Here is a 26784-nt window from a genome sequence, read left to right on the forward strand (position 1 = left end):
TCGAGACCCGGCCCGCCGTCGGCACCGTCTCGCGGTCAGCCCTCCGCGCGGGCGGGCAGCCGCCATCCCGGGCGCGGGAAGTGGCAGGTGTAGCCGTCCGGGTAACGCTGCAGATAGTCCTGGTGCTCGGGCTCGGCCTCCCAGAAGGGGCCGACCGGCTCCACCTCGGTGACGACCTTGCCCGGCCACAGGCCGGAGGCGTCCACATCCGCGATCGTGTCCTCGGCGATCCGCTTCTGCTCGTCGTCCACGTAGTAGATCGCCGAGCGGTAGCTGAGGCCGATGTCATTGCCCTGTCGGTTCTTGGTGCTCGGGTCGTGGATCTGGAAGAAGAACTCCAGGAGCGCGCGGTAGTCGGTCCTCTCAGGGTCGAAGAGGATCTCAATGGCCTCCGCGTGCGTGCCATGGTTGCGGTACGTCGCGTTCGGCACGTCACCCCCGGTGTATCCGACCCGGGTCGCCGTCACGCCCGGGAGCCGACGGATCAGGTCCTGCATTCCCCAGAAACATCCGCCCGCCAGCACGGCCCTCTGTGTCTGCGCAGCCATTGTCGGCCCTCCCATACGTGTCGACTTGATCACTCGGGCTACTCGGCTCGCACACCACCGGGATCCGATGCCCAGCTTCCTCAACGCACGAGGGCTCCGAGCGATTCCACGCCCGTCCAGCCGGCCATGCGGCCGCCGATCGCCGCCTGCGCCCCTCAAGGGCATCCGCGTCGTGCCGTGAGTATCGGCTGGTAGTGGCCGCTGGTGGGTGGGGTGTGCCAGGTCAGGTCGGTGAAGCCGGCCGCGCGGGCGAGGTCCGTGAGCTGCCGGCTGGTCAGGGCCCAGGACGTGGTCCGGCGGACTCGGACCGTCCAGGTGTTCCCGGTGGGGATGAGCTGGAAGTGCTCCAGGTCGTAGCGCTCGCCGTCCTCGTGCCAGTGCCAGAGCTGGAAGGTGATGGCCTTGCCGTCGGAGGTCTGTGCGACCTGGGGCGGCGCCGAGGTGGGTCGGGTGCGGCGGATCTCGTCGTAGGCGCGGATCGTGATGATCAGGAGTCCGTCGTCGCGCAGCACCCGTCGCATGCCGTGCAGGGCTGTTGTGACGTCCTGTGCGGTCAGCAGGTGCGGGAGCGAGTTGTCGGCGCAGACGACGACGTCGAAGGCGGTCGAGGCGAACGGCAGCGCACGCATGTCCGCGGCGGTCGCCGGCAGATCCACCCCGCGGGCGGCCGCCTCGGTCACGGCACGTGCGGCGGCGACGGGACTCAGGTCGCTGCCGACGAGCCGGTGGCCGGCCAGGGCCAGCCCGATGGACTGGGTTCCGATTCCGCAGGCGCAGTCCAGGATCCGCCGGGCTCCCGGGCCCAGGTGGCGGCGGACGAGTGCGTCCAGCGACCGTGCCTGCCGGGCCATGCTCACGTCCCAGTCCGGGAAGAGCAGGTGGTAGTCGGGGGCCAGGTCGTCGTAGAAGTCCCGCGCTGAGGATCCGGGCATGGTCCCCAAGCTAGAGGTGGCCGGCCCTGCGCAGCCAGGGGCGGCTGCCGCGCCCCGTCACCCCGGGGACGCCGACGCCCCCGTCCCCGCCTTCGTCGCGTCCGCGCCCCAGCTCGCCAGCAGTCGCAGGGCCTCCGCCGACGGTGAGCCCGGCTCCGCGTGGTAGGTGACCAGGTTCTGTTCCGAGCCGTCGGTCAGTCGGAAGGACTCGAAGTTCAAGGTCAGCTCGCCCACCAGGGGGTGCCGCAGGCGCTTGACGCCGTAGCTCTTCTCCTTGACGTCGTGGATGGCCCACAGCCGTCGGAACTCCTCGCTCTTGACGGAGAGCTCGCCGACGAGGGCGGACAGGCGGGGGTCGTCGGGGTGGCAGCCCGCGTCCATGCGCAGCAAGGCCACCATGTCGGACGCCTTCTGCTCCCACTCCACGAACAGCTCGCGGTACTCGGACCTGAGGAACACCAGCCGCGCCCAGTTCCGCTCCTTCGCCGGCAGTTCCGCCCAGTCGCCGAAGACCGCCGCCGCCATCCCGTTCCAGGCGAGGATGTCCGAGCGCCGGCCCGAGACGTACGCGGGGACGTCGTGGATGGAGTCCAGTAGCTGCCGCAGCGCCGGCCGCACCTGTTCCGTGCGCGCCGCCTGCTTCTTCTTGTGCTGCTTCGGCTTCGCCAGGTGCGTCAGGTGCGCATGCTCGGCGTCGTTCAGGCGCAGTGCCCGCGCGATGGCGTCGAGGACCTCCGCCGAGACATTGCGCCCGTTGCCTTGTTCCAGCCGGGTGTAGTACGCCACGGACACCCCGGCGAGCTGCGCCAGCTCCTCGCGCCGCAGCCCCGGCACCCTGCGGTGCCGGCCGAAGTCGGGCAGCCCGACGTCCTCGGGCTTCAGCCGGGCCCGCCGGGTGCGCAGGAACTCGCTGAGCTCGGCGCGCGGGTCCAGGCCGCGCCCGGTTCCGGCGGCCGGTCCTGACACGGATCGGGGCTGTTCATCCATGCCTCGAGTATTCCCGTTCATACGCCCACCAGCCTGTCCCCGTCAGTGGTAGGACCGGCCGACGTACGAACGACTGAGGTCTGGGTGAGCGCCGACCGCCTCGGCAGGCTGAGAGCGTGCCCGGACGAACAGCAGGACCAGAAGGCAGCCGGGCGCGATACCCCGCTAGGAGAACCGGCATGACCACCGTTGCCGCATACGCAGCACCCTCCGCCAAGGCTCCGCTGGAGCGCACCACCATCGAGCGCCGCGCGGTCGGCGAGTTCGACGTCCTGATCGACATCGAGTTCGCCGGTATCTGCCACTCCGACATCCACCAGGCCCGCGAGGGCTGGGGCGAGGCGATCTTCCCGATGGTCCCCGGTCACGAGATCGCCGGCGTCGTCTCCGAGGTCGGCTCCGGCGTCACGAAGTACCAGGTCGGCGACCGCGTGGGCGTCGGCTGCATGGTCGACTCCTGCCGTGAGTGCGAGAACTGCCGGGCCGGCCTGGAGCAGTACTGCCTCAAGGGCCAGACCGGCACGTACAACGCCCTCGACAAGAACGGCGAGCCGACCTACGGCGGCTACTCGCAGAAGATCGTCGTCGACGAGAACTTCGTCGTCCGCATCCCCGACGGCCTCTCCCTGGACGTCGCCGCGCCGCTGCTCTGCGCCGGCATCACCACCTACTCCCCGCTGCGCCACTGGAACGCCGGCCCCGGCAAGAAGGTCGCGGTCCTCGGCATGGGCGGCCTCGGCCACATGGGCGTGAAGATCGCGCACGCGCTCGGCGCCGAGGTGACGGTGCTCTCGCAGTCCCTGCGCAAGAGGGACGACGGTCTGAAGCTGGGCGCCGACCACTACTACGCCACCAGCGACCCGCAGACCTTCGAGGAGCTGCGCGGCAGCTTCGACCTGATCCTGTCCACGGTCTCGGCTCCGCTGGACCTGGACCGGTTCCTGTCCCTGCTCAAGACGGACGGCGCCTTCGTGAACGTCGGCGCCCCCGAGGAGCCCGTCGCGCTGAACCTGTTCTCGGTGATCAGCGGCCGCAAGACCCTCGCCGGTTCCGGCATCGGCGGCATCCGGGAGACCCAGGAGATGCTCGACTTCTGTGCGGCGCACGGGATCGGCGCCGAGATCGAGCTGATCGACGCCGACCAGATCAACGAGGCGTACGAGCGGGTGCTCAACAGCGATGTGCGCTACCGCTTCGTGATCGACACGGCGACGATCTGACCGCGACGCGCCCGAAGGGCCCCGGAGCCACCCCGCTCCGGGGCCCTCGGTGGCAGTGGCGTGCGGACGGCGAGCCCGAGCCGCGCCCGGTCCGCCCGTACCCCCGGGGTATGAAGTACCCCCGGCCCGGAGCCCGAGTACCCGAGGAGTAGCGCCACCCCCTCCCCACGACCGATGTGCCGCCGGGCCGGCCCGCCTAGCGTGAAAGCGAAGGAGCCAGTCCGCACCGTGCACACGAGGGGGCAGCCCGATGACCGTCCAGCTCAACCACACCATCGTCGCCGCGCACGACAAGAAGGAGTCCGCCCGGTTCCTCGCCGACATCCTGGGACTGGAGGTGAGCCCGCAGTACGGTCCGTTCATCCCGGTCGAGATCCCCAACGGCGTGACCCTGGACTATCTGGACTCGCCGGGCGCGATCACGTCGCAGCACTACGCGTTCCTGGTGTCGGAGGACGACTTCGACACGATCTTCGGCCGGATACGTCAGGCCGGCCTGACGTACTGGGCCGACCCGGGCCACCGCCGCCCCGGCGAGATCAACCACAACGACGGCGGCCGCGGCACGTACTTCGAGGACCCGAACGGCCACAATCTGGAGATCCTGACCAGGCCGTACGGCAGCGGCGGCTGACGCGGGTCACACCTCTGGCCCGGCAAGCCCGTCACATCACCGCTCCGCCCTGACGGCATGCGCGACGGCGCGAACTCCGCCACCCCTCGCCGGGTTACGCCCCCGCGTTCTCCTTGACGCTGATCCGGCCCTTGCGGATGGTGGCGATCCGCGGGGCCTTCTTCGCGATGGCGGAGTCGTGGGTGACCATGATGAAGGTCAGCCCCAGCTCCTTCCACATGCGTTCGAGTACGTCCATGATCTCGTCGCGCATCGACTCGTCGAGGTTTCCGGTGGGTTCGTCGGCGAGCAGCACCTTGGGCTGCTTGACGAGGGCGCGGGCGATGGCGACGCGCTGCTGCTGTCCTCCGGACATCTCGGAGGGCAGATGTGCGAGCCGCTCACCGAGACCTACGGAGTTCAGCGCCTCGGCGGCGCGTTCCCGCCGTTCCTTCGGCTTGATGCCGAGGGGGACGAGGGCGGTCTCGACGTTCTCCTGTGCGGTGAGGGTGGGGATCAGGTTGAAGGCCTGGAACACAAACCCGATGCTCTCACTGCGGACCCTGGTCAGCCGGGCCTCCGGGAGCTTGGCCAAGTCGGTCCCGTCGAGCACGACTTCCCCGGAGGACGGCCGATCCAGCCCCCCGAGCATCTGCAGGAGGGTGGACTTGCCGCCGCCGGTGGGGCCCTGAATGACGAGCCGGTCACCGTCGGCGATGGTGAGGTCGACACCGTCGAGGGCGTGGATGGTCTCCTTGCCTCGGGTGTAGCGCTTGGTGACGTTTCTGAGTTCGTACATGGTGGGTGCTCCTGGGTGGTGTGGAGTGGCGTGGGGTTCGGGGTGGATCGGATCGTTCCGCTACTCGACGCGCCTGAGTGCGTCCGCCGGCCGCAGTCGAGCCGCCCGCCAGCCGCCGAACGCGCCGGCGATCAGTCCACCGGTCACCGCGAGCCCCACCGCCAGGGCGACCGTCGCGAGGCTGACCGGTGCCGTCAGGGCGACGTCGAGTGTGGTGCCGGCCGACCGCCGCATGAGGCCGCCGCCACCCGGGCCGCCGCCCGTGCCGCCACCGCTACCGCCGCCTCCGAGCTGCGCCTGAAGCGTCGGGCTGATCGCCGTCACGACATACGCCCCCGCCAGGCCCAGCGCGATCCCCAGCGCCCCGCCCAGCAGCCCGTTCACGATCGCCTCACCGACCACCTGCCGGGTCACCCGCCCCGACTTCCACCCCAGTGCCTTCAGCGTGCCGAACTCCCGCACCCGGCGCGACACCGCCGAGGAGGTGAGCAGACCGGCCACCAGGAACGCCGCCACGAGCACCGCGATCGACAGCCACCTGCCGACGCTCGTCGCCAGCGAGGACGCCGTGGACAGGGAGCCGGACACCGTGTCCGCGAGATCCGCCGAGGTCGTCACCGTCGTACCGGAGATGTTCTCCTGGATCGCCGACTTGACGGAGTCGATCCGCTGGGAGTCGGTCGCCTTGACGTAGATCGTGGTGACCTCGTCCTTCGCGTCGGCGAGCGTCTGCGCCTGCTTCAGCGGGATGTAGAGGTTGGCGGCCGCGTCACCGCTGTCGGGCGTGGCGATGCCGATCACCTCGAACTCGGTGCCCTTGATGGTGACCGTCGAGCCGACCTCGAGCTTCTTCTCCTTGGCGTACGAGGTGTCGGCGACGACGACCTCGGCGTCGGTCTCCGTCGCCTTGAACGTACGCCCGCTGGTGATCTTCGAGGAGGTCAGCGGTCCGAGCGCCGGCTTGGTGACATCGGCACCGTAGACGGAGTAGTTGTTGACGTCGAAGTCGGCACCGCCGCCCCGCACTTCGCCCTGCGGCTGCCCGGGTCCGCCGCCCTGCCGGCCCCCGCTGTTCTGGTCCTGCTGGAACTGCCCGCGGGTGAACTCCCCGCTGACCTTGATGACCTGAAGGCTCAGCCCGCCCACCGCGTCCTGGACCCCGCTCTGCGAGCCGACCTCGGTCACGGTCGAGGCCGACAGGGTCTGGAAGCCCTGGACCATGACGCGGTCGCTGCTCTGCTCCTCCTCGGAGCCGTCGCTCTGGGCGTCGAACCGGAACCGCGGCCGCTCGGAGCCGTCGGACGCGGGCTCGGCGGCCTTGGTGACGGTCATGTCCGTGCCCAGGCCGTACAGCGACTGCAGGACCTTGTCCTGGGCCCTGCTCATGCCGGAGGACACGGAGTTGACCACGATGACCAGCGCGATGCCCAGCGCGAGTCCGGAGGCGACGACGAGGGCCGCCTTTCTGCGGCGGCGCAGCTCGCGCCTCAGGTAGGTGAAGAACATGCGCCGCAAGCTAGGGACGGCGCGTGATGACTGGATAAGGCCGAAATAAGAGATGGATGAGAAGGCTGGGACCGCCCTCGGAAACACCGATGCCGCCCCTGGGGGCGGCATCGGTCGGCTGTGAGGCGGCTGTCAGAGGTCAGACGGCCGAACCGGCCTTCCACTGCGCCCAGTCCATGTTCCAGCCGTTGAGGCCGTTGTCCGGCGCGATGGTCTTGTCGCCGGTGTTCTGGACGACCACGACGTCACCGACGATCGAGTTGTTGTAGAACCAGTAGCCCGCGGTGCCCTTGTCCTTGGCGCCCTTGGTGTCGGACAGGCCCACACAGCCGTGGCTGGTGTTCACGTTGCCGAAGATGGACTTGGCGCCCCAGTAGTTGCCGTGGATGAAGGTGCCGGAGGTGGACAGGCGGATGGCGTGCGGCACGTCCTTGATGTCGTACTCGCCCTTGCCGTCGTCGTCCGTGAAGCCGACGGTCGCGCCGTTCATGCGCGTCTCCTCGAACTTCTCGGACATCACCATGACGCCCTCGTAGGTCTTGTTCTCCGGCGAACCGGCGGAGATCGGGATGGTCTTGACGGTCTTGCCGTCCTGCGTGACCTTCATCTGCTTGGTCTTCGCGTCGACGTAGCTGACCTGGTTGCGGCCGATCTTGAAGGTGACCGTCTTCTCCTGGACGCCGTAGACACCGTCGGAGCCCTCGACGCCGTCCAGGGCCATCTTCAGGGTGACGGTCGAGCCCTCCGCCCAGTAGTCGTCGGGCCGGCAGTCCATGCGGGTGTCGTTGAACCAGTGGCAGACCACTTCCTGGCCGCTGGTGCTGGAGACGGTGACGCCCTTCTGGACGGCCGCCTTGTTGCTGATCGCCTTGTCGAAGTTGATCGACACCGGCATGCCGACGCCGACGGTGGAGCCGTCCTCCGGCGTGAAGTAGCCGAGGAAGCTGTTCTTCGGGGAGACCGTGGTGAAGGAGGCGTTCTCGTGCGCCTCGAGGCCCTTGGAGTCCTTCGCGGTGACCGCGACCTTGTAGGTCGTGGAGCGGTCGAGCTGGGCGCTGGGCTTCCAGCTCGTCTTGTCGGCGGATATCTCGCCCTCGACCGCGGCGCCGTCGGCGGTCGTCATCGTCACCTCGGTGAGCGTGCCCTTGCTCACGGTGACGGCGGCGGAGTTGTTGATGGAGGCGTTGTCGGTGCCGTCCTCCGGCGTGATCTTGATCTGAGCCTCGGAGGTCTCCTTGGCCGCCGCCTCGTCGACCTTCGCCTGCGAGGTGTCGCCGTCGCCCGCGGAGGCATCGTCCCCGCCCCCGGAGCAGGCCGAGAGCACCAGGACACCGCCGAGCAGTGCGGACGCGACCGTCAGGCCCCTGCGCCGCCTACTGTTCGTCATCACACGCTTCTCCATCTTTCCCGAATCCCCAAAAACCCCGAGAGCCCCCGTCAAGAACCTTCAACGCTACGACCGGTTCGTCCCGTTCCACATCCCTTGTATGTGTGGGGCACACCACGTCCGCCGGGGCGGGTGGTGCGGATGTCGGTCAGTGCCTCCCATGAGACGACGAAACCCCGGGCGGCGGTTGCCGCCCGGGGTCACGAATTCCCCAAGACGCCTCAGCCGGCCCGCTCGGCCCCTTCGTTCTCGCCGTCGAAGTCCTCGTCGCCATCATCCTCGTCGAGGTCCCACTCCGGCGAATCCGGGTCGTACTCGATGCGCTCGCTGGACCAGGAGGCCTGGGCGAGTTCGACTCCCGGTACCTCGCTGACCAGGTCGAACGGATCAATGAGATAGGCGAGGGCCTCCGCAGTGTCTTCCGTCACAGCACTCTCGACATGGACCCGTTCGTCCACCGCCACGGCATTGCCGGCCTCTTCTTCCCGGATTCGCCGCACAGCGGCCTCGGTCACGGCGTCCGCGTCGTCCACTTCGAGAACGACTTCAATGCGAAGCCGGACAAAACGTGATGTTTCTGGAGTACTCATGCCCGGAGCGTACGGCCCATTTCTCCCGTGACTTTCCCGTGACCCGCCACTTTCACTAACATCGCCCCACACGGCCAATTCGCCAGCACCACAAGGGGATCGATATTCCGTGTCCGCCGCTCACCGATCGTCGTCCACCGCACGCCGATCGCTGCTGACCGCCACCGCCGCGGGAGCCCTCCTCGGCGCCCTGTGGTTCGTTCCCTCCGCGAACGCGACGGGCGACGAGCCGGCGAGAACGGAGCCCTCGGCGACCCCCTCGACCCAGGTCACCCAGCAGGCGCGGGCCGCCTCCGACGGTACGGGCGCCGACACGGCGGACGACACCCGGCTCGCCGACACCGGAAGCTTCGACACCACGCCGTACGTCGTCGGCGGCAGCCTGTGCCTCACCCTCGGCGCGGGCTTCATCGCCTACTCGGTCCGCCGCGAACGTCCGGATTTCTGAATCCGCTTGACGTCGTTTTGACCCAGACCTCATAGTCCGCCCATGAAGAGATCATCGGGCGTGCGTACGGCCGCCACGGTTGCTGTGAGCGTGCTGACGTTCGCCCTTGCCACGGGTTGCGGCGGGGACTCCGGCGGTTCGGACGCGAAGGCGCTCAGCGCCGCGGAGTTGAAGAAGGCGATCATCGCCCAGGGCGATGTCGACGGCTACAAGGTGGACGCTTCCGGCAAGCAGCTGCCGTCCAAGGACCAGATCAAGAGCACCGACGAGAAGTGCCGCCCGCTCGCCTACGCCATGAGCGGCCTGCCGCCGGCCGACTCGGCCGTGTCGAACACCGCCGTGCTGGCCACGCAGGACCGCAAGAAGCCCACCGACACGGCCTCCAAGTCCATGGACGACATGAGCGCGGAGGAGTTCGAGGACGCGTTCGCAACGGCCACGGACCTCGACGTGACGGTGGTGGGCCTCTCCTCGTACGACGGCTCCGGCGCCGAGGAGACCTTCAAGTCCGTGTCGGACGCGGTCGGGAACTGCTCCGGGGGCTTCCCCCTCGTGATGCAGGGCGAGGACCAGAAGCTCAACAAGATCACCGAGGAGAAGGCGTCCGGCGCCGGTGACGAGTCGGTCGCGTTCACCACGAAGAGCGACCTCGGGGACGGCGACGTGGGCACGGCGCACGTCCAGGTGGTGCGCCACGGCGCGACCATCGCCACGTACTACACGATGAACCTGGGCCTGCTGGCGACGGACAAGCCCTACGACGTCCCGGCCGAGATCATCGACGCGCAGGCCACGAAGCTGAAGTAGCCGCCCGCGCCGCCCACACGTCACCGGGGCCCTGTCAGCCGTACGCGTACGCCCGACAGGGCCCCTTCCCGGTGCCGGTCACCGTCACTGCAGCGGTCCGGTGACCTTCTCGGCCGCGGCCACCAGCTCCCCACCGCGCACGAACGCGTCGGCCGCGGCGAGGTCGGGCGCCAGGAACCGGTCCGGCCCCGCGCCCTGGACGCCGGCGGCCCGGACGGCGTCGATGACGGCCTGCGAGGCGGGTGCCGGGGCGAGCCCGTCCCTCAGCTCTATGGCGCGCGTGGCGGCGTACAGCTCGACGGCGAGGACGCGCGTGAGGTTGTCGACGGCCGTGCGCAGCTTGCGGGCGGCGGACCAGCCCATGGAGACGTGGTCCTCCTGCATGGCGGACGACGGAATCGAGTCCGCGGAGGCCGGTACGGCGAGCCGCTTCAGCTCACTCACCAGAGCGGCCTGGGTGTACTGGGCGATCATCAGCCCTGAGTCGACACCCGCGTCGTCGGCCAGGAACGGCGGCAGACCGTGGCTGCGGTTCTTGTCCAGCAGCCGGTCGGTGCGGCGCTCGGCGATGGAGGCGAGGTCGGCGACGGCGATGGCGAGGAAGTCGAGGACGTAGGCGACGGGCGCCCCATGGAAGTTGCCGTTGGACTCGACCCGGCCGTCCGGCAGCACGACGGGGTTGTCGACCGCCGAAGCCAGCTCCCGCTCGGCGACGAGCCGCGCATGCGCCATGGTGTCCCGCCCGGCGCCGGCGACCTGCGGGGCACAGCGCACCGAGTAGGCGTCCTGCACCCGGGGCGCGTCGTCCTGGTGATGACCGGTCAGCCCGGAACCCTTCAGCACGGCCAGCATGTTGGCGGCGGAGGCGCCCTGCCCCGGATGCGGTCGGATGGCGTGCAACTCGGGCGCGAGCACCTTGTCCGTCCCGAGGAGTGCCTCAAGGCTCAGGGCGGCGGTGACGTCGGCGGACTTGTAGAGGGTGTCGAGGTCGGCGAGGGCCATGACCAGCATGCCGAGCATGCCGTCGGTGCCGTTGAGGAGGGCGAGGCCCTCCTTCTCGCGCAGCTCGACGGGAGCGATGCCGTGCGCGGCGAGCAGCTCGCCGGCGGGCCGCACACTCCCGTCCGGGCCCTCCGCCTCCCCCTCCCCCAGCAGTGTCAGGGCGCAGTGGGAGAGCGGAGCGAGGTCCCCGGAGCACCCGAGCGAGCCGTACTCGTGAACGACGGGCGTGATACCGGCGTTGAGCACGTCGGCCATGGTCCGCGCGACCTCGGGCCGCACTCCGGTGTGCCCGGAACAGACGGTCTTGAGCCGCAGGAACATCAGGGCCCGTACGACCTCCCGCTCCACGCGCGGCCCCATCCCCGCGGCGTGCGAACGCACGATGTTGCGCTGCAGCTGGGCCCGCAGCTCCTGGCTGATGTGCCGGGTCGCCAGGGCGCCGAACCCGGTGGAGACGCCGTAGACGGGGTCGGGCTTGGCCGCCAGCGCATCGACGATCCCCCGGGCCGCGGCAAGCGCCGCGACCGCCTCCTGCGACAACTCGACCCGGGCCCCACCACGCGCCACGGCGAGGACGTCGGACGCGGTGACCCCGGACGTCCCCACCACCACAGTGTGCATATCCATATTCAGGAGCGTACGCAGTGAAGACGAAGATGTCACTAGTGGATGGGCGGTACACCCCTTACAGAGCCGCGCACACCTGCGTCACGGCAGCCGCCCCCGGAACCGCCGCCGATCCCCCACCCCCTCCCCGAAGGGCTCGTCGGCGAGGCGCACCACCGGGTCGTCCGGACCCTGCCGCCCCGCGACGACAGGCCGATCGGCCCGCATGGCCTTCGCCCGGTACTGCGCGGCATCCGCCAGCCGGAACAGCCGCCGGGCGGAGCGCACCTCCCCGATCGGCTCCTCGGTGGACGCGACCCCGCACGCCACCCCCTCCCCCAGCTCCAGATCCCCCGCCCGGCGGCACAGTTCGTCCGCCGCCTTCACCACGTCATCGGCGGCCGAACCAACCGCCAGCAGACAGAACTCGTCCCCGCCCAGCCGAGCCGCCAGAGCCCCCGGCACCATCGCGCCGCACAGCGACAGCACCGACCCGAACCGCTCCAGCAGCCGGTCCCCGACCGCATGCCCCTGGGTGTCGTTGACCCGCTTGAGCCCATTGAGGTCACACACCACGAGGCTGACGACCACACCGTCACGGCGATGCCGCTCGATCGCCTCCTCGAGCCGCACATCGACGGCCCGCCGATTCGCCAGCCCGGTCAGCGCATCGGTGAACGCCAGCCGCCGAGCCTCCTCCAGCCGCTCGCTCTGCGCGAGCCCGGCGGCGACCACGGACGCGAGCACGGTGGCGAAGTCGGCGTCCCCCCGGTCGAAGACCGGCGCCCCGGCGGACCGGGCGACGTACAGCTCCCCCCACGCCCGCCCGTTCAGCACGACCGGCGCGACGACACAGCAGCCCCGCCCCCGCCGCCGTAGCGCCGCGACCCGCTGATGGCAGTACCCGGGCTGCCCGGCGGCCGGCCCCTCGGCGGTCTCCACCCAGGCGTTGGGCTCACCCCCGGCCACCCACCGCTCGTGCAGGAACTCGGTGATCTCCGGGAACTGATGCACCGGATACGCCTCGTCCCCCGGGAACTCCTCCTCCCCCCGCGCGCGGTCGCCCACGTTCACCAGCACCCGCAGCCGCCCGAGCTCCCGCTCCCACACCGACAGCGCGGCAAAACTCCCGGCCAGCGCCCGACACGCCCCGAGCGCCGCCGCCCGCCAGGACTCACGCGGGGTGTGCGCCGCCGCCATCCCCTGCGCCAGCGCCACCACGGCCGCGAGCCGCCTGTCCTCACCCATCACTCCAGGTTAGGGAGCTTTACCCCGATTTGGGACGTTGGTGTGGCGAATGGGAAGGTCATCGCCTCAGGGGCAGCCCCTCACCGTCAACCCGCACTGCCGTCACCCCTCACTCGCCCGGCCACTGCGGCTTGCGCTTCTCGTTGAACGCCGCCACGCCCTCCGCCCGGTCCCCGGAGAACGCCGTGGCCCGCCAGGCCGCGTCCTCGACCTCCAGCCCGGCCCGCAGATCCATCCCGTGCCCCAGGCGCAGCGCCCGCTTGGCGTTGCGCAACCCCACCGGCGAGTTCGCGGCGATCCGGGCCCCCATGGCCAGTGCCTCCTCCCGATCCCGCCCCTCGTCCACCAGCTCGTCCACCAGCCCCAGCTCCCGGGCCTCGGCGGCCTCGACCCGCCGCGCCGTGAAGATCAGCTCGGCCGCCCGGGCCGCCCCGACCCGCCGGGGCAGCAGCTGCGTACCCCCGCCGCCCGGGATCACCCCGACCGACACCTCCGGCAGCCCCACCACGGCCGTGCGGTCGGCCACGATCACATCGCACGACAGCGCCAGCTCGAAGCCGCCCCCGAGCGCGAACCCGTGCACGGCCGCGATCGTCGGCACCGGCAGCTCCAGCACCCCGGTGTAGGCCCCCCGCGCCACCGGCCGCTGCCGCACCAGATCCGCGTCGCTGAAGGAGTTGCGCTCCTTCAGATCCGCCCCGACGCAGAACGCCCGCTCGTGCGTCGAGGTCAGCACCACCACTCGTACGTCACGGTCCGCGCCCAGCGCCGCGCACGCCGCCGCGATCGAGCGGGCCATCTCCGTCGAGACCGCGTTCATGGCCTTGGGCCGGTCGAGGGCCAGCTCCGCGACATGCCCCTCCCCATGCCGCCGCACCAGCACGAACTCCCCGTACCGCTCCTCGCTCATGACACCTCCGGTTAACGCGGGTTAACAACACTCGCCCCGATCATCGCAGCAGCGCCCCGCCGGGGAAAGGCCCACCACGGCCGGTTCCCGGGTCCAGGCCCGACACCCCGTTCGAGTGACATCCCGCCCAACCCACGCCGCACCGCCCACCCCACCGCATAGCGTGCGCGACGCGACGGCGCATCGGGGGCGCGGGCGCGTGGGGAGGGGCGCGATGGGCACGACGGCGGACGAACCGATGGCACGCGAGATGACGCCGGAGGCGGAAGCAGCGGAGACGGAGGCGCCGGAGACGGCCGGGGCGTTCGGCCCGTGCGCCCCGGTCGCCGCCACCCGCCTCTTCGGTCCCCGCGGCCGCCATCGCCGACCCCGCCCCCGCAAGGTCCTCCTCGCGGCCGGAGGCCTGGCCCTGGCGGCCGGTGCCCTGAGCCTCGTACGCCCGACCCCGGACTCCGGCATCACCGGCAGCCTGGGGACAACGGAATCCGGCCCGCCCGCGGCCCCCGCCCTGGACACGGCCCCACAGCCGGACCGCACGGCGAACGCCGCCACCGCCCTGCCGACGACACCCCGGAAGCCGACCCCGACGGCGACATCCGCGATGGGCGGCCGGGGCGCGACCTCGGCACTGGACTCGATCGTCGTACCGACACCCCCGAACACCGCGACCACCCCGCGGCGGCCCACGGTCCAGCCGGCCACGCCGACACCTCAGCCCCCGGGAACAGCGACACCCCCGTCGCCCCCGCCCGCACAAGAGCCCTCAGATCGGCCACCGACGACCACGCCACCCGCACAACCGACTCAGCCCGACGACGACCCGGTCTGCGTCCCGGTCATCGGCTTGTGCGTGGACCCCCTGCAGAACTGACCGACGCCCCACGCTGCAACGCCCCAAAGGGGGCGCGGGGCTGTGTCGATTTGCGGCTCCGCCGCGTGGGCGCGACCAGCCACGTACAGCCCGCGGCCGACAAACAACCCCAACCCCAACGGCGCTCACTCGCCCCCGGTGGAAGCCCTCCGCGTCAGAAGCCACGGCTCCACCACGCCCAGCCCTCGCACCGGCCGCTGCCACATGGGCTGCAACGCGAACCGGTACACCGGCGCCTCCTCCCCCTCCTTCTCCGCCGCGGCGGCGGCCTCCGCCGCGTCCGCCTCGGACGCCGGCGCCTCGCCCGACCGGATGAGTTCCTCCGCGAACGCGCTGTCGACGAGGACGGCGTCGCGCGGGGCTATCGACGTCAGCCGGGAGGCGAGGTTCACGGTCGTACCGAAGACATCGCCCATACGAGTGGTGACCGTGCCGAAGGCGATGCCGACACGCAGCTCGGGCATGGTCTCGTCGCCCGCCATCGTCTCGATGAGCCGGAGCGCGATCTCCGCGGCGACACCCGCGTCGTCGGCCGCGTACAGCACCTCGTCGCCGAGGGTCTTGATCAGCCGTCCGCCGCGCGCGGCCACCAGGTCGGCCGCCGTGGTCTCGAAGGCCTCGACGAGCTCGCCGAGTTCCTCCTCCTCCATGCGGCGGGTCAGCCGGGTGAATCCCACGAGGTCGGCGAATCCGACCGCCAGCCGCCGGTCGACCATCTCCTCGTCGTCGGCGGCCTGCACGACCCGGCCGGTCGCGGCGGCCAGCTGGCGCCGCCAGACGTAGACGAGGAACTCCTCCAGCTCGGGCAACAGCAGCTCGACCAGGGGATACGTCACCTCGGTCCGCGTCATGCCCGGCTCCGGGGGCTCGGTCAGGCCCTCCAGGAAGGAGTCGATCTGCCATTCGGCGAGCCGGGCGGTGGTCTGCCCGGTGGAGCGGGCCACCTGTACGGCCATGGCCTCGCTGAGCAGCCCCGCCTCGACGAGACCGGCGAGGCGCCGGAGCGCCAGTACGTCGGCCTCGGTCAGCGCCTTGGCCTGCCCGATGTCGGCGAAGCCCATGGCCCGCCAGAACCGGGACGCCAGCTCCATGGAGACCCCGGCGCTGCGGGCGGCCTGAAACGGGGTGTAGCGCCGCTCGGCGCCGAGGATGAGCTGTTCCAGGCGCAGGGCGAGCGGATCCTCGCCCGGATCGGCGGCATGGGGGTCCCCCCGCTCGAGCGGGTTCGAGAGGGGGGGAGGGTCCACCCGGCCGTCCGCGCCCGTGCCGGAGCCCGTGTCGTCGACGGTCACGCCTGCTGCCCTTCCGATCTGCCGCGGTCAGTAATCGACCGGCCTTCACTTTACGGCAGGTGTGCGCCAGCTCACTCCGTAAGAGAAAGCCCTGCCCGGCCCGGATGCGGGCCTCATGCCAACCGCAGATGGACGATGTCCCCGGCCCCCACCGGCTCCTGCACGCCCTCCTCCGTCGCCAGCACCAGCCGTCCGTCCCCGTCGATGGCGACCGCCTCCCCGGTGATCGCCCGATCGCCCGGCAGTTCGGCGCGCACCATCTTCCCCAACGTCGCACACCCCGCCGCATACGTCTCCTGGAGGTCGCTGACCAGCGGATCTCCGGCCGCGGCCCGCCATCGCCCGTACCAGTCCTCCAGCGACCGCAGCACGCCGCGCAGCAGCGGATCGCGGTCCGTGCTGGCCGCCCCGGCCAGCGCCAGCGACCCGGCCTGGGGCACCGGCAGCTCGTCCTCGCGCAGCGTGACGTTGATGCCGACGCCGATGACGACCCCCGCGTCCCCGGCCCGCTCCGCGAGGATGCCGCCGGTCTTGCGTTCGTCGCCGCCGATGGTCACCAGCAGGTCGTTCGGCCACTTGAGTGCCGTGTCGACGCCCGCGGCCCGGGACAGGCCGGTCGCCACGGCGACGCCGGTGAGCAGCGGCAGCCAGCCCCAGCGCGGGACCGGCACCTCGGCCGGGTTCAGCAGTACGGAGAAGAACAGGCCCGAGCGGGCCGGTGCCGTCCAGTCGCGGTCCAGGCGCCCCTTGCCGGCCGTCTGTTCCTCGGCGACCAGGACCGTGCCCTCGCCCGCCTTGCCCGCGGTGGCCAGGTCCACGAGGTCGGTGTTGGTGGAGCCGGTGCGCTGCACCACCTCCACGGCACGCCACAGCCCGCCCTCCCGGACGAGCCCACGACGCAGCGCGGCGGCGTTGAGCGGCGGGCGGTCCAGATCGGACCAGCGGCTGTCGTCTGATGCATCTCGCGGCGTCATGCAAGCCACCCTAGGTGTGGTAAACGCCGCACTGCCGATTGGTAGGCACCCCACTACTCTACGGATGAGTAACCGTCCCCCCTTTTGAGCAGGCAGGGAGCCACATCCCGATGTCCGAGCCGGAAGAGCGTCACGAGATCCAAGGGTCCCCTGGGATCGACATCCACACCACCGCGGGCAAGCTCGCGGATCTCCAGCGCCGTATCGAGGAAGCGACGCACGCCGGCTCCGCACGCGCCGTCGAAAAGCAGCACGCCAAGGGCAAGTTGACGGCCCGTGAGCGGGTCGAGCTGCTGCTCGACGAGGGGTCCTTCGTCGAGCTCGACGAGTTCGCCCGGCACCGCTCCACCAACTTCGGGCTGGAGAAGAACCGCCCGTACGGAGACGGTGTCGTCACCGGGTACGGCACGGTCGACGGCCGTCCGGTGGCCGTGTTCTCGCAGGACTTCACCGTCTTCGGCGGTGCGCTGGGCGAGGTCTACGGGCAGAAGATCGTCAAGGTGATGGACTTCGCGCTGAAGACCGGCTGCCCGGTCATCGGCATCAACGACTCCGGCGGCGCCCGCATCCAGGAGGGCGTGGCCTCCCTCGGCGCGTACGGCGAGATCTTCCGCCGCAACACGCACGCCTCCGGCGTCATCCCGCAGATCAGCCTGGTCGTCGGGCCCTGCGCGGGCGGCGCGGTGTACTCCCCCGCCATCACCGACTTCACGGTCATGGTCGACCAGACCTCGCACATGTTCATCACCGGCCCGGACGTCATCAAGACGGTCACCGGCGAGGACGTCGGCTTCGAGGAGCTGGGCGGCGCCCGCACCCACAACTCGGCCTCGGGCGTGGCGCATCACATGGCCGGGGACGAGAAGGACGCCATCGAGTACGTCAAGCAGCTGCTGTCGTACCTGCCGTCCAACAACCTCTCCGAGCCGCCCGCGTTCCCGGAGGAGGCGGACCTGTCCGTCACCGACGAGGACCGCGAGCTGGACACGATCGTGCCGGACAGCGCGAACCAGCCGTACGACATGCACGCGGTGATCGAGCACGTCCTGGACGACGCCGAGTTCTTCGAGACGCAGCCGCTGTTCGCGCCGAACATCGTCACCGGGTTCGGCCGGGTCGAGGGCCGTCCGGTCGGCATCGTCGCCAACCAGCCGATGCAGTTCGCCGGCTGCCTCGACATCGACGCCAGTGAGAAGGCCGCGCGCTTCGTGCGCACCTGCGACGCCTTCAACGTCCCGGTCATCACCTTCGTCGACGTGCCGGGCTTCCTGCCGGGCGTCGACCAGGAGCACACCGGCATCATCCGGCGCGGCGCCAAGCTGATCTACGCCTACGCCGAGGCCACGGTCCCGCTCATCACGGTCATCACCCGCAAGGCCTTCGGCGGCGCCTACGACGTCATGGGCTCCAAGCACCTGGGCGCCGACCTCAACCTCGCCTGGCCGACCGCCCAGATCGCCGTCATGGGCGCCCAGGGCGCGGTCAACATCCTGCACCGGCGCACCATCGCGGAGGCGGAGGCGAGCGGTGAGGACGTCGAGGCGGTGCGCGCACGGCTGATCCAGGAGTACGAGGACGCCCTCCTCAACCCCTATGTGGCGGCCGAGCGCGGCTACATCGACGCGGTGATCATGCCGTCCGACACCCGTCTGCATGTCGTACGGGGTCTGCGTCAGCTGCGCACCAAGCGGGAATCCCTGCCTCCGAAGAAGCACGGCAACATCCCCCTCTAGACCCGCCGGACCCTGGGAGCCGACATGAACATCAAGGTCCTACGGGGCAACCCGACACCGGAGGAGCTGGCCGCCGCACTGGCGGTGGTCCGCGCCCGCGCCGCGGCGGCGAACGCCCTTCCGCCCGGCGCCCCCACCCCGCGCGACTCCTGGGCCGACCCGGCGCGGATCGCGGCACGCCGCCTGCCGCAGCCGGGGCCGTCGACGTGGGCGCGTACGTACTGGCCCGGTTGACCCGGCCGAGTCGTCTCAAAGGGCCGTCGACAGGACTTCGGCCATCACCTGGTACCCGGCGTCGTTCGGGTGCAGGTGATCGCCGAAGTCGTACGACGGGTGCAGCCGGTCGGGGTCCGCGGGGTCGGCCAGCGCCCGGTTCAGGTCGGCCACCGCGTCGTACTCCCCGGCGCACCGGATCCACTCGTTCAGTTCGGAGCTCGCCTTGGCCGCCCGCTCGCCCCAGTGGTCCGACCCTCCGAACGGCAGCAGGGTGCAGCCGATCACCCGCAACCCGGCCGCCCTGCCCTGGCGGATCAGCTCCCGGTGCCCGGCGATCAGCTCGCCCGGCTCCACCACCGGCGCCGGCTGGTAGGTCGGCTGCTCGTCGGTCTCGCTGAATCCGATGTCGTTCAGCCCGAGCAGGACGACCAGCGTGTCCGCTCCGGGCCGGTCGAGGACGTCCCGGCGCAGTCGGCGGACGCCGCCGTCGCCGTACCACGCCGAGTCGTTGAGCAGCAGGTTCCCGCCGATGCCCGCGTTGAGCACGGGCCGCCCCGTGCGCTCGGCGAGCGCGTCCGACCACCGCCGGTTCGCGCCCGCCGTCGACCCGAACCCGTCCGTGATCGAGTCGCCGAAGAGGGCGACGGCGTCCGCGCGCCCGGCGTCGACCTCGACCGCGGACAGGAAGTACCAGGACTCGGTCGCGGTGTCGAAGCCCTCGCCGACGGCGTCCGCCGTCAGGTCGCCCTCGCCCCGGTAGGAGGTCGTGAAGGCCTGGGCATGGAAGGTCGCGGGCCCGGTGGCGGCGTCGAAGTACAGCGTGACGGTGACCGACTCCCCGGCGGCGACGGCGAGTCGGACGTCATCGCTGACGACCTCCCCGCGCTCGGGTATCGCGATCCGCCCGGCGCCCCCGAAGGTGAGCCGGGCCGGCGAACCGGGCCGCACCCGGGCCCCGTCGGCCGTGCGTCCCACACTCGCGCCCGCGATCCGGACCGGTGAGGCGCCGTACGCGTTGGAGAGCCGCACCCGCACCCGACCGCCGCCCGCCGACAGCCGGACGGCCTGCCGCAGCGACTGGCGCCAGAAGCCCTCCCGGGACCAGTTGGGCGTGAAGCCCTCGCTGGGTCGCTGAGGTGACGCGGTCCAGGAAGTGGTGAACATGACGCATCCTCCAGACGAGAACACAAACGGAACCAGAGCCCCTTTTAACTAATGGAACCGTAGCACCGTTTGGGGAAAGTTGAGTATGCGTACTCAGGCGGCGAGCCGAACCCCCGGCCGACGATGGAAGGCATGCTGTGGTCCGACCCCGAGAACGAGCCCCCCAAGGAACTGCGCGACACGCAGGAGATGTTGCGGCGGCTGGGCGTTCTCATGGCGCTGGCCGTGGTGCTCGCGATGGTCGTGCTCGGGCTCCTCGGGCGGGGATGAGCCCGGCCGGACGCGCCGATACGCTGACCGCATGACTGATCAGCCCCGCCGCCGACTCGTCCTCGCCTCCGCCTCCCCCGCCCGGCTCGGGCTGCTGCGGCAGGCGGGCCTGGACCCCGAGGTCGTCGTGAGCGGCGTCGACGAGGACGCCGTCCACGCACCCACCCCCGCCGAGCTGGCCCTGGCCCTGGCCGAGGCGAAGGCCTCCGTCGTGGCGGCGAAGCCGGAGGTCAAGGGCTCGATCGTGATCGGCTGCGACTCGGTCCTCGACCTCGACGGCCAGGCTCTCGGCAAGCCGGCCGACGCCGAGGAGGCCACGGCCCGCTGGAAGTCGATGCGCGGGCGCGCGGGCACCCTGCAGACCGGCCACTGCGTCTACGACACGCTCAGCGGCCGGTACGCCTCCGCCACCGCCTCCACGATCGTCCGCTTCGGCGAGCCGACCGACGAGGAGATCGCCGCGTACGTCGCCTCCGGCGAACCCCTCTATGTCGCCGGGGCGTTCACCCTGGACGGCCGCTCGGCCCCGTTCATCGACGGGATCGACGGCGACCACGGCAATGTGATCGGCATCAGCCTGCCGCTGGTGCGCCGGCTGCTGCGCCAACTGGGCATCGGCATCACCCAGTTGTGGGCGCCGGCGGAGGACTGACCGGAGCGCCGCCGACCGGGGAGCCGTCGCCGTCGCCCTCGTCCGGAGCGGCGTCCACCGGCTCCGCGGGCGCGGCCGGGGCGTCGTAGGTCATCAGCAGCAGCACGATCAGGCCGAGCACGACGACCATGAACACGAACGCCGTCCAGCCCACCAGGCCCCAGACGAACGCGGCCAGCAGCCCGTGCACCACGGCCGCGCTGATCAGCAGGATGCGGCCGAGCCCGGCCGGGGCCCGGTTGCGCACGGCCACGAGCAGGGCGACCAGGCCGCACAGCGCGAAGTAGGCACCGAAGACCACGCCGCCGATCTTCGAGGACATCGACATCATGTCCGGGTCCAGGCCCGCCAGGGACATGTCCTGACGGTCGACGACGATCCCGAGGAACCAGTTCAGCGCCGCGACGCCGAACGCCTCGACCAAGAGCACGACCGCCACGACCCACGCCACCGGCCTGCGCACCACCGGCCCCCACCCACTTCCGAGTGCAACAAGAGTTACCCCAAGTACCTTCGAGACATCGCGAACGCTACTAACGGGTAAACCCCGGGACAAGGGTTCGGGGGATGGCAAAGATGCATTGGGCCATTCGTAGGGATTCCACAAAGAAACCGAGTGGCCCGCAGCACGTGATGACAGAGACCTTGACCACAGGGGAGAGCTAGGGTTTTCCGGGAGAGACCTGCGTACCGTGGCGCGACAAGGGATTTCGCAGGTTGGGCGAGCCTGGCATCACGCTCCGTGTGGGCAAGCTCACCACTGGGGACGGGTCGAAGTGTCGTGTCGGCAGTCCCTAAACTCGGCTTGTTTCAAGGAGGGAGCCTCAATCGTGCGCAAGGTGCTCATCGCCAACCGTGGCGAAATCGCTGTCCGCGTGGCCCGGGCCTGCCGGGACGCCGGGATCGCGAGCGTGGCCGTCTACGCGGATCCGGACCGCGACGCTCTGCATGTCCGCGCCGCGGATGAGGCGTTCGCCCTGGGCGGTGACACCCCGGCCACCAGCTATCTGGACATCGACAAGGTACTGAAGGCCGCACGCGAGTCAGGCGCGGACGCGATCCACCCCGGCTACGGCTTCCTGTCGGAGAACGCCGACTTCGCCCAGGCCGTCCTCGATGCCGGTCTGATCTGGATCGGCCCCCCGCCGCAGGCCATTCGCGACCTCGGCGACAAGGTCGCCGCCCGTCACATCGCCCAGCGCGCGGGCGCCCCGCTGGTCGCGGGCACCCCCGACCCGGTCTCCGGCGCCGACGAGGTCGTCGCCTTCGCCGAGCAGCACGGCCTGCCCATCGCCATCAAGGCCGCCTTCGGCGGTGGCGGACGCGGCCTGAAGGTCGCCCGCACCCTCGAAGAGGTCCCGGAGCTGTACGACTCCGCCGTCCGCGAGGCGGTGGCCGCGTTCGGCCGCGGCGAGTGCTTCGTCGAGCGCTACCTCGACAAGCCCCGCCACGTCGAGACCCAGTGCCTGGCCGACCAGCACGGCAATGTGGTCGTGGTCTCCACCCGTGACTGCTCCCTGCAGCGCCGCCACCAGAAACTGGTCGAGGAGGCCCCCGCGCCCTTCCTGTCCGAGGCGCAGATCGCCGAGCTGTACAGCGCCTCCAAGGCCATCCTCAAGGAGGCCGGCTACGTCGGCGCGGGCACCGTGGAGTTCCTGGTCGGCCTCGACGGCACGATCTCCTTCCTGGAGGTCAACACCCGGCTGCAGGTGGAGCACCCGGTCACCGAGGAGGTCACCGGCATCGACCTGGTCCGCGAGATGTTCCGCATCGCCGACGGCGAGGAACTCGGCTACGACGACCCGGCGTTGCGCGGCCATTCCTTCGAGTTCCGCATCAACGGCGAGGACCCCGGCCGCAACTTCCTCCCGGCCCCGGGCACGGTGACCACGTTCACCCCGCCCACCGGCCCCGGTGTCCGCCTGGACGCCGGCGTGGAGTCCGGATCGGTGATCGGCCCGGCCTGGGACTCGCTGCTGGCCAAGCTGATCGTCACCGGCGCCACCCGCGAGCAGGCGCTCCAGCGCGCCGCCCGTGCGCTGGCCGAGTTCCAGGTCGAGGGCATGGCCACCGCCATCCCCTTCCACCGCGCGGTCGTCGTGGACCCGGCGTTCGCGCCGGAACTGACCGGCTCCATCGACCCCTTCACGGTCCACACCCGTTGGATCGAGACGGAGTTCGTCAACGACATCAAGCCCTTCGCCGCCCCGGCCGACACCGAGGCGGACGAGGACAGCGGCCGCGAGACGGTCGTGGTCGAGGTCGGCGGCAAGCGCCTGGAGGTCTCCCTCCCGGCCTCCCTCGGCATGACGCTTGCCCGCACCGGCCTGGCCGCCGGTGCCAAGCCCAAGCGCCGCGCGGCCAAGAAGTCCGGCCCCGCGGCCTCCGGCGACACCCTCGCCTCCCCCATGCAGGGCACCATCGTCAAGGTCGCCGTCGAGGAAGGCCAGGAGGTCAAGGAAGGCGACCTGATCGTCGTCCTCGAGGCCATGAAGATGGAACAGCCGCTGAACGCCCACAAGTCCGGCACCATCAAGGGCCTGTCCGCCGAGATCGGCGCCTCCCTCACCTCCGGCGCGGCCATCTGCGAGATCAAGGACTGAGCCGTACGACGTCCTGAGGCGCCCGGCGGACTGAGCGATCAGCCCACCGGGCGTTTCCTTTGGCATGCTGAACCCACGGAACAAGTGAAGGAAGGGCAGGTGAGCCCCATGGCCCGGCCGCCGGCAGGCATGCGCGCGGATGCCCGCCGCAACCACGAGCGGCTGCTCACCGAGGCCCGCTCCGCCTTCGCCGAGCACGGCACGGACGCGTCCCTGGAGGACGTGGCCCGTCGGGCGGGCGTGGGCATCGGCACCCTCTACCGTCACTTCCCCAACCGCGACGCCCTGTTGAGCGCCGTCTTCGAGGACGCGGTCGGCGACCTGCTGACCCGCTCCCGTGAACTCCTCAACGCCCCGGAACCGTGCGCGGCCCTCGTGACCTGGCTACGCGAGATGGTCACCCACGCCGGCGAGTACCGGGGCCTGGCCCACGCCCTGATGTCCGCCACCGACAACAACTCCTCGGCGCTGGCGCGGTGCAGCGGCCCGATCCGCGAGGCGGGCGGCGCGCTGCTGGAACGGGCGCAGAAGGCGGGCTCGGTCCGCCCGGACGTGGCAATCGGCGACCTCCTCCAACTGACGCATGCCATTGCACTGGCGGCGGAGGAGACACCGGGGGATCCGGGGTTGGCGGACAGGCTGCTGCACTTGACACTCCGAGGGCTGCGGGCAACCCAGGGGCGCGGGGAACTGCGCGAGCAACCCCACACACACCTGCACCCGCCCGATAACCCAGACCCCTACGGCGAATAGGCGAACCGCGCCGAACCTACCGTCGCCGCAGATCCGCAACCCGGGCCCGCTCCCGCTCGGCCCCTTGCTCACCGAGCACCGACGCGGCGGCCGGCCGCAACCCCGCCCCACCCCCCGGCGTCTGCCCGCGCCGCGGCCCGGGCAGAGCCCGCTGACGTCGGGCCGGGACCTCGTCACCCCCCGACGCCCCGGTCGCCCCCGTCGCTCCGGCCACGGCGATCTGCACCCCCTGATCGGCAAGGGCCTGCAACTCGGTGTGGGCGCGGTCGTCGTGGGCGGGCGGTTCATCGGTGACCAGCCGTGTGATGACGTCCGTGGGCACCGTCTGGAACATGGTGTCCGTGCCGAGCTTCGTGTGGTCGGCGAGGACGACGACCTCCGAGGCCGCCTGCACCAGCGCCCGGTCGACGGACGCGGAGAGCATGTTGGACGTGGACAGGCCGCGCTCGGCGGTGAGCCCGCTACCGGACAGGAAGGCCCGGGACACCCGCAGTCCCTGCAGGGACTGCTCGGCGCCGCTGCCCACCAGGGCGTAGTTCGACCCGCGGAGCGTCCCGCCGGTCATCACGACCTCGACCCGGTTGGCATGGGCCAACGCCTGTGCGACCAGGAGGGAGTTGGTGACGACGGTCAGCCCGGGCACCCGGGCGAGCCGGCGGGCCAGCTCCTGCGTGGTGGTTCCCGCCCCGACGACGATCGCCTCGCCCTCCTCCACGAAGTTCGCGGCGAGGTCGGCGATGGCCGTCTTCTCGGCGGTCGCGAGATGTGATTTCTGCGGAAAGCCGGACTCCCGCGTGAACCCGCCCGGCAATACCGCACCGCCATGCCGGCGGTCGAGGAGTCCTTCTGCCTCCAGTGCGCGCACGTCCCGCCGTACGGTCACTTCGGAGGTCTGGACGACGCGGGCGAGCTCACGGAGCGATACGGCCCCGTTCGCTCGCACCATTTCGAGGATCAATTGACGACGTTCTGCAGCGAACACGAAACTGACAGTAACCCCAACGACCGTCTGGTTTCAGCAGTTTGCGCCGAATAACAGAAGTTGTTCGCACGCCAGGGCAAGAAGTGGTATAGAGCCTAGGCCCGCCGCCTATGCCGCACGCATGCTCGACAACTCCCCGTGACCAGCGAGGAGTCGTATCCGGCCGTCAGAGTTCGCCGCCGGACTTCCGGGTGTGCAGCTGCCGTGCCACCTCGGCGATCGAGCCCGAAAGGGAGGGGTACACGGTGAAGGCGTTCGCGATCTGTTCGACCGTCAGATTGTTGTCGACCGCGATCGAGATCGGGTGGATCAGTTCCGAGGCGCGCGGCGAGACGACCACGCCGCCGACCACGATGCCCGTACCCGGCCGACAGAAGATCTTGACGAAGCCGTCCCGGATGCCCTGCATCTTCGCGCGCGGGTTGCGCAGCAGCGGCAGCTTGACGACCCGGGCGTCGATCTTGCCCCCGTCCACGTCCGCCTGGGTGTAGCCGACGGTGGCGATCTCGGGGTCGGTGAACACATTCGACGAAACGGTCTTCAGGTTCAGCGGGGCCACCGCGTCGCCCAGGAAGTGGTACATGGCGATACGTCCCTGCATGGCGGCCACGGACGCGAGCGCGAAGACGCCGGTCACGTCACCGGCGGCGTACACGCCCGGCGCGGTCGTCCTGGAGACCTTGTCGGTCCAGATGTGCCCGGACTCGCGGAGCTTGACGCCGGCCTCCTCCAGGCCCATGCCCTCGGAGTTCGGGATGGCGCCGACGGCCATGAGGCAGTGGCTGCCGCTGATGACACGCCCGTCGGCGAGGGTGACCTCGACCCGGTCGCCGACGCGCTTGGCGGCGGCGGCGCGCGAGCGGGCCATGACGTTCATGCCGCGCCGCCGGAAGACGTCCTCCAGGACGGCAGCGGCGTCCGGGTCCTCACCGGGCAGCACGCGGTCCCGCGACGAGACGAGGGTGACCCGCGACCCGAGCGCCTGGTAGGCGCCGGCGAACTCGGCACCGGTGACACCGGAGCCGACCACGATGAGTTCCTCGGGCAGCTCGGTGAGGTCGTAGACCTGGGTCCAGTTCAGGATGCGCTCGCCGTCGGGCTGGGCGTCGGGCAGCTCACGGGGATGCCCGCCGGTGGCGATCAGCACCGCATCCGCGACCAGCGTCTCCTCGGTCCCGTCCGCGGCCCGCACCACGACCTTGCGGGACCCGTCGAGGCCCTGCATGCCCTCCAGCCGGCCACGCCCGCGCATCACGCGCGCACCGGCACGCGTGACGGAGGCGGTGATGTCGTGGGACTGCGCGAGCGCGAGCCGCTTGACACGCCGGTTGACCTTGCCCAGATCGACGCCCACGACGCGCGCGGGCGTGTCGATGTGCGGGGTGTCGTCGGCGACGATGATCCCCAGCTCCTCGTAGGAGGAGTCGAAGGTGGTCATCACCTCGGCCGTGGCGATGAGGGTCTTCGACGGCACGCAGTCGGTGAGCACCGACGCCCCGCCGAGGCCGTCGCAGTCGACGACGGTCACCTCCGCGCCGAGTTGCGCGGCGACCAGCGCCGCTTCGTATCCGCCGGGTCCGCCACCGATGATCACGATCCGAGTCACGTACTCCATTGTCCCGCACGCCGCACCATGCGACCGCCTGGGGGCCCGCCCGAGACACCACCGTT

General features: G+C 70.8%; 27 protein-coding genes. 11 read left to right on the forward strand and 16 right to left on the reverse strand.

What is annotated here, in order from left to right:
• Positions 1-35: 35 nt before the first annotated feature.
• The 3 genes from msrA to IM697_RS39090 all read right to left on the reverse strand — a co-directional run bounded on the left by msrA (position 36) and on the right by IM697_RS39090 (position 2467).
• A complete protein-coding gene (msrA, locus tag IM697_RS39080) occupies positions 36-548 on the reverse strand; it encodes a peptide-methionine (S)-S-oxide reductase MsrA (RefSeq protein ID WP_194041469.1) in 513 nt (170 codons plus the stop codon).
• Between the two features lie 155 nt (positions 549-703).
• On the reverse strand, positions 704-1480 hold the full coding sequence (locus tag IM697_RS39085; protein ID WP_194041471.1) for a class I SAM-dependent methyltransferase: 777 nt from the start codon (positions 1478-1480) through the stop codon (positions 704-706).
• Between the two features lie 57 nt (positions 1481-1537).
• Positions 1538-2467, reverse strand: coding sequence for a helix-turn-helix domain-containing protein (locus tag IM697_RS39090; RefSeq protein ID WP_194041473.1), 930 nt, complete (start codon positions 2465-2467; stop codon positions 1538-1540).
• Positions 2468-2646: 179 nt separating this feature from the next.
• Here IM697_RS39090 and IM697_RS39095 point away from each other — a divergent pair, with 179 nt between their 5' ends.
• Positions 2647-3687, forward strand: a complete 1041-nt coding sequence (locus IM697_RS39095; protein WP_194041475.1) for an NAD(P)-dependent alcohol dehydrogenase — start codon at positions 2647-2649, stop codon at positions 3685-3687.
• Between the two features lie 250 nt (positions 3688-3937).
• Entirely contained in the window at positions 3938-4321 is a 384-nt protein-coding gene (locus IM697_RS39100; RefSeq protein ID WP_194041477.1) for a VOC family protein, read from the forward strand.
• A gap of 94 nt (positions 4322-4415) precedes the next feature.
• Here IM697_RS39100 and IM697_RS39105 read toward each other — a convergent pair whose 3' ends face one another.
• The 4 genes from IM697_RS39105 to IM697_RS39120 form a co-directional block, all read right to left on the reverse strand.
• On the reverse strand, positions 4416-5099 hold the full coding sequence (locus tag IM697_RS39105; protein ID WP_194041479.1) for an ABC transporter ATP-binding protein: 684 nt from the start codon (positions 5097-5099) through the stop codon (positions 4416-4418).
• Between the two features lie 60 nt (positions 5100-5159).
• The gene (locus IM697_RS39110) at positions 5160-6605 is read right to left on the reverse strand and encodes an ABC transporter permease (protein WP_194041481.1); all 1446 of its coding nucleotides are present in this window, start codon (positions 6603-6605) and stop codon (positions 5160-5162) included.
• A 139-nt stretch (positions 6606-6744) separates the two neighbouring features.
• Positions 6745-7992, reverse strand: a complete 1248-nt coding sequence (locus IM697_RS39115; RefSeq protein ID WP_228044343.1) for a L,D-transpeptidase — start codon at positions 7990-7992, stop codon at positions 6745-6747.
• A 221-nt stretch (positions 7993-8213) separates the two neighbouring features.
• Positions 8214-8582: a hypothetical protein gene (locus tag IM697_RS39120; protein WP_194041485.1), complete on the reverse strand. Its 369-nt coding sequence runs from the start codon at positions 8580-8582 to the stop codon at positions 8214-8216.
• 109 nt (positions 8583-8691) lie between these two features.
• On the opposite strand from IM697_RS39120, the gene IM697_RS39125 reads away from it, so the two are divergent.
• Both IM697_RS39125 and IM697_RS39130 read left to right on the forward strand, forming a co-directional pair.
• Positions 8692-9030 (forward strand): hypothetical protein, encoded by a 339-nt coding sequence (locus IM697_RS39125; protein ID WP_194041487.1) that lies wholly within the window; start codon positions 8692-8694, stop codon positions 9028-9030.
• Between the two features lie 42 nt (positions 9031-9072).
• Positions 9073-9837, forward strand: a complete 765-nt coding sequence (locus IM697_RS39130) for a hypothetical protein (protein ID WP_194041489.1) — start codon at positions 9073-9075, stop codon at positions 9835-9837.
• Positions 9838-9921: 84 nt separating this feature from the next.
• Here the strand turns inward: IM697_RS39130 and hutH are convergent, their stop codons facing one another.
• The 3 genes from hutH to IM697_RS39145 form a co-directional block, all read right to left on the reverse strand.
• Positions 9922-11460 (reverse strand): histidine ammonia-lyase, encoded by a 1539-nt coding sequence (gene hutH, locus IM697_RS39135; RefSeq protein WP_194050057.1) that lies wholly within the window; start codon positions 11458-11460, stop codon positions 9922-9924.
• Positions 11461-11547: 87 nt separating this feature from the next.
• A complete protein-coding gene (locus IM697_RS39140) occupies positions 11548-12693 on the reverse strand; it encodes a GGDEF domain-containing protein (RefSeq protein WP_194041491.1) in 1146 nt (381 codons plus the stop codon).
• A gap of 109 nt (positions 12694-12802) precedes the next feature.
• Positions 12803-13603 (reverse strand): enoyl-CoA hydratase/isomerase family protein, encoded by an 801-nt coding sequence (locus tag IM697_RS39145; RefSeq protein ID WP_194041493.1) that lies wholly within the window; start codon positions 13601-13603, stop codon positions 12803-12805.
• Between the two features lie 214 nt (positions 13604-13817).
• Between IM697_RS39145 and IM697_RS39150 the strand changes: the two genes are divergently transcribed.
• Positions 13818-14474, forward strand: coding sequence for a hypothetical protein (locus IM697_RS39150; protein WP_194041495.1), 657 nt, complete (start codon positions 13818-13820; stop codon positions 14472-14474).
• 125 nt (positions 14475-14599) lie between these two features.
• Here IM697_RS39150 and IM697_RS39155 read toward each other — a convergent pair whose 3' ends face one another.
• Together IM697_RS39155 and IM697_RS39160 are read right to left on the reverse strand one after the other, a co-directional pair.
• Positions 14600-15766, reverse strand: coding sequence for an adenylate/guanylate cyclase domain-containing protein (locus IM697_RS39155; RefSeq protein ID WP_194041497.1), 1167 nt, complete (start codon positions 15764-15766; stop codon positions 14600-14602).
• Positions 15767-15879: 113 nt separating this feature from the next.
• Positions 15880-16740 (reverse strand): biotin--[acetyl-CoA-carboxylase] ligase, encoded by an 861-nt coding sequence (locus IM697_RS39160; RefSeq protein ID WP_194041499.1) that lies wholly within the window; start codon positions 16738-16740, stop codon positions 15880-15882.
• 110 nt (positions 16741-16850) lie between these two features.
• On the opposite strand from IM697_RS39160, the gene IM697_RS39165 reads away from it, so the two are divergent.
• Positions 16851-18473 carry an acyl-CoA carboxylase subunit beta gene (locus IM697_RS39165; RefSeq protein WP_194041501.1) on the forward strand — a complete coding sequence of 541 codons (1623 nt, stop codon included), beginning with the start codon at positions 16851-16853 and terminating at the stop codon, positions 18471-18473.
• A gap of 24 nt (positions 18474-18497) precedes the next feature.
• Complete coding sequence (locus IM697_RS39170) at positions 18498-18707, forward strand: acyl-CoA carboxylase epsilon subunit (protein WP_194041503.1); 210 nt, start codon at positions 18498-18500, stop codon at positions 18705-18707.
• 15 nt (positions 18708-18722) lie between these two features.
• Here the strand turns inward: IM697_RS39170 and IM697_RS39175 are convergent, their stop codons facing one another.
• Entirely contained in the window at positions 18723-19853 is a 1131-nt protein-coding gene (locus IM697_RS39175; RefSeq protein ID WP_194041505.1) for an SGNH/GDSL hydrolase family protein, read from the reverse strand.
• A gap of 132 nt (positions 19854-19985) precedes the next feature.
• Between IM697_RS39175 and mmpB the strand changes: the two genes are divergently transcribed.
• Both mmpB and IM697_RS39185 read left to right on the forward strand, forming a co-directional pair.
• Positions 19986-20123: a morphogenic membrane protein MmpB gene (gene mmpB, locus IM697_RS39180; RefSeq protein WP_194041507.1), complete on the forward strand. Its 138-nt coding sequence runs from the start codon at positions 19986-19988 to the stop codon at positions 20121-20123.
• 31 nt (positions 20124-20154) lie between these two features.
• Positions 20155-20775 carry a Maf family protein gene (locus IM697_RS39185; RefSeq protein WP_194041509.1) on the forward strand — a complete coding sequence of 207 codons (621 nt, stop codon included), beginning with the start codon at positions 20155-20157 and terminating at the stop codon, positions 20773-20775.
• On the opposite strand, the gene IM697_RS39190 is transcribed toward IM697_RS39185, so the two are convergent.
• Positions 20744-21241, reverse strand: a complete 498-nt coding sequence (locus IM697_RS39190) for a hypothetical protein (protein WP_194041511.1) — start codon at positions 21239-21241, stop codon at positions 20744-20746. The two genes, IM697_RS39185 and IM697_RS39190, sit on opposite strands and share 32 nt — an antisense overlap.
• A gap of 364 nt (positions 21242-21605) precedes the next feature.
• Between IM697_RS39190 and IM697_RS39195 the strand changes: the two genes are divergently transcribed.
• On the forward strand, positions 21606-23378 hold the full coding sequence (locus IM697_RS39195) for an acetyl/propionyl/methylcrotonyl-CoA carboxylase subunit alpha (RefSeq protein ID WP_194041513.1): 1773 nt from the start codon (positions 21606-21608) through the stop codon (positions 23376-23378).
• 129 nt (positions 23379-23507) lie between these two features.
• On the forward strand, positions 23508-24131 hold the full coding sequence (locus IM697_RS39200; RefSeq protein ID WP_194050058.1) for a TetR/AcrR family transcriptional regulator: 624 nt from the start codon (positions 23508-23510) through the stop codon (positions 24129-24131).
• Positions 24132-24147: 16 nt separating this feature from the next.
• Here IM697_RS39200 and IM697_RS39205 read toward each other — a convergent pair whose 3' ends face one another.
• Positions 24148-25077 (reverse strand): DeoR/GlpR family DNA-binding transcription regulator, encoded by a 930-nt coding sequence (locus IM697_RS39205; RefSeq protein WP_265582690.1) that lies wholly within the window; start codon positions 25075-25077, stop codon positions 24148-24150.
• 202 nt (positions 25078-25279) lie between these two features.
• Complete coding sequence (locus IM697_RS39210) at positions 25280-26728, reverse strand: NAD(P)H-quinone dehydrogenase (protein ID WP_194041517.1); 1449 nt, start codon at positions 26726-26728, stop codon at positions 25280-25282.
• Between the last annotated feature and the right edge of the window lie 56 nt (positions 26729-26784).

The organism is Streptomyces ferrugineus (assembly GCF_015160855.1).
GTDB classification, from domain to species: domain Bacteria; phylum Actinomycetota; class Actinomycetes; order Streptomycetales; family Streptomycetaceae; genus Streptomyces; species Streptomyces ferrugineus.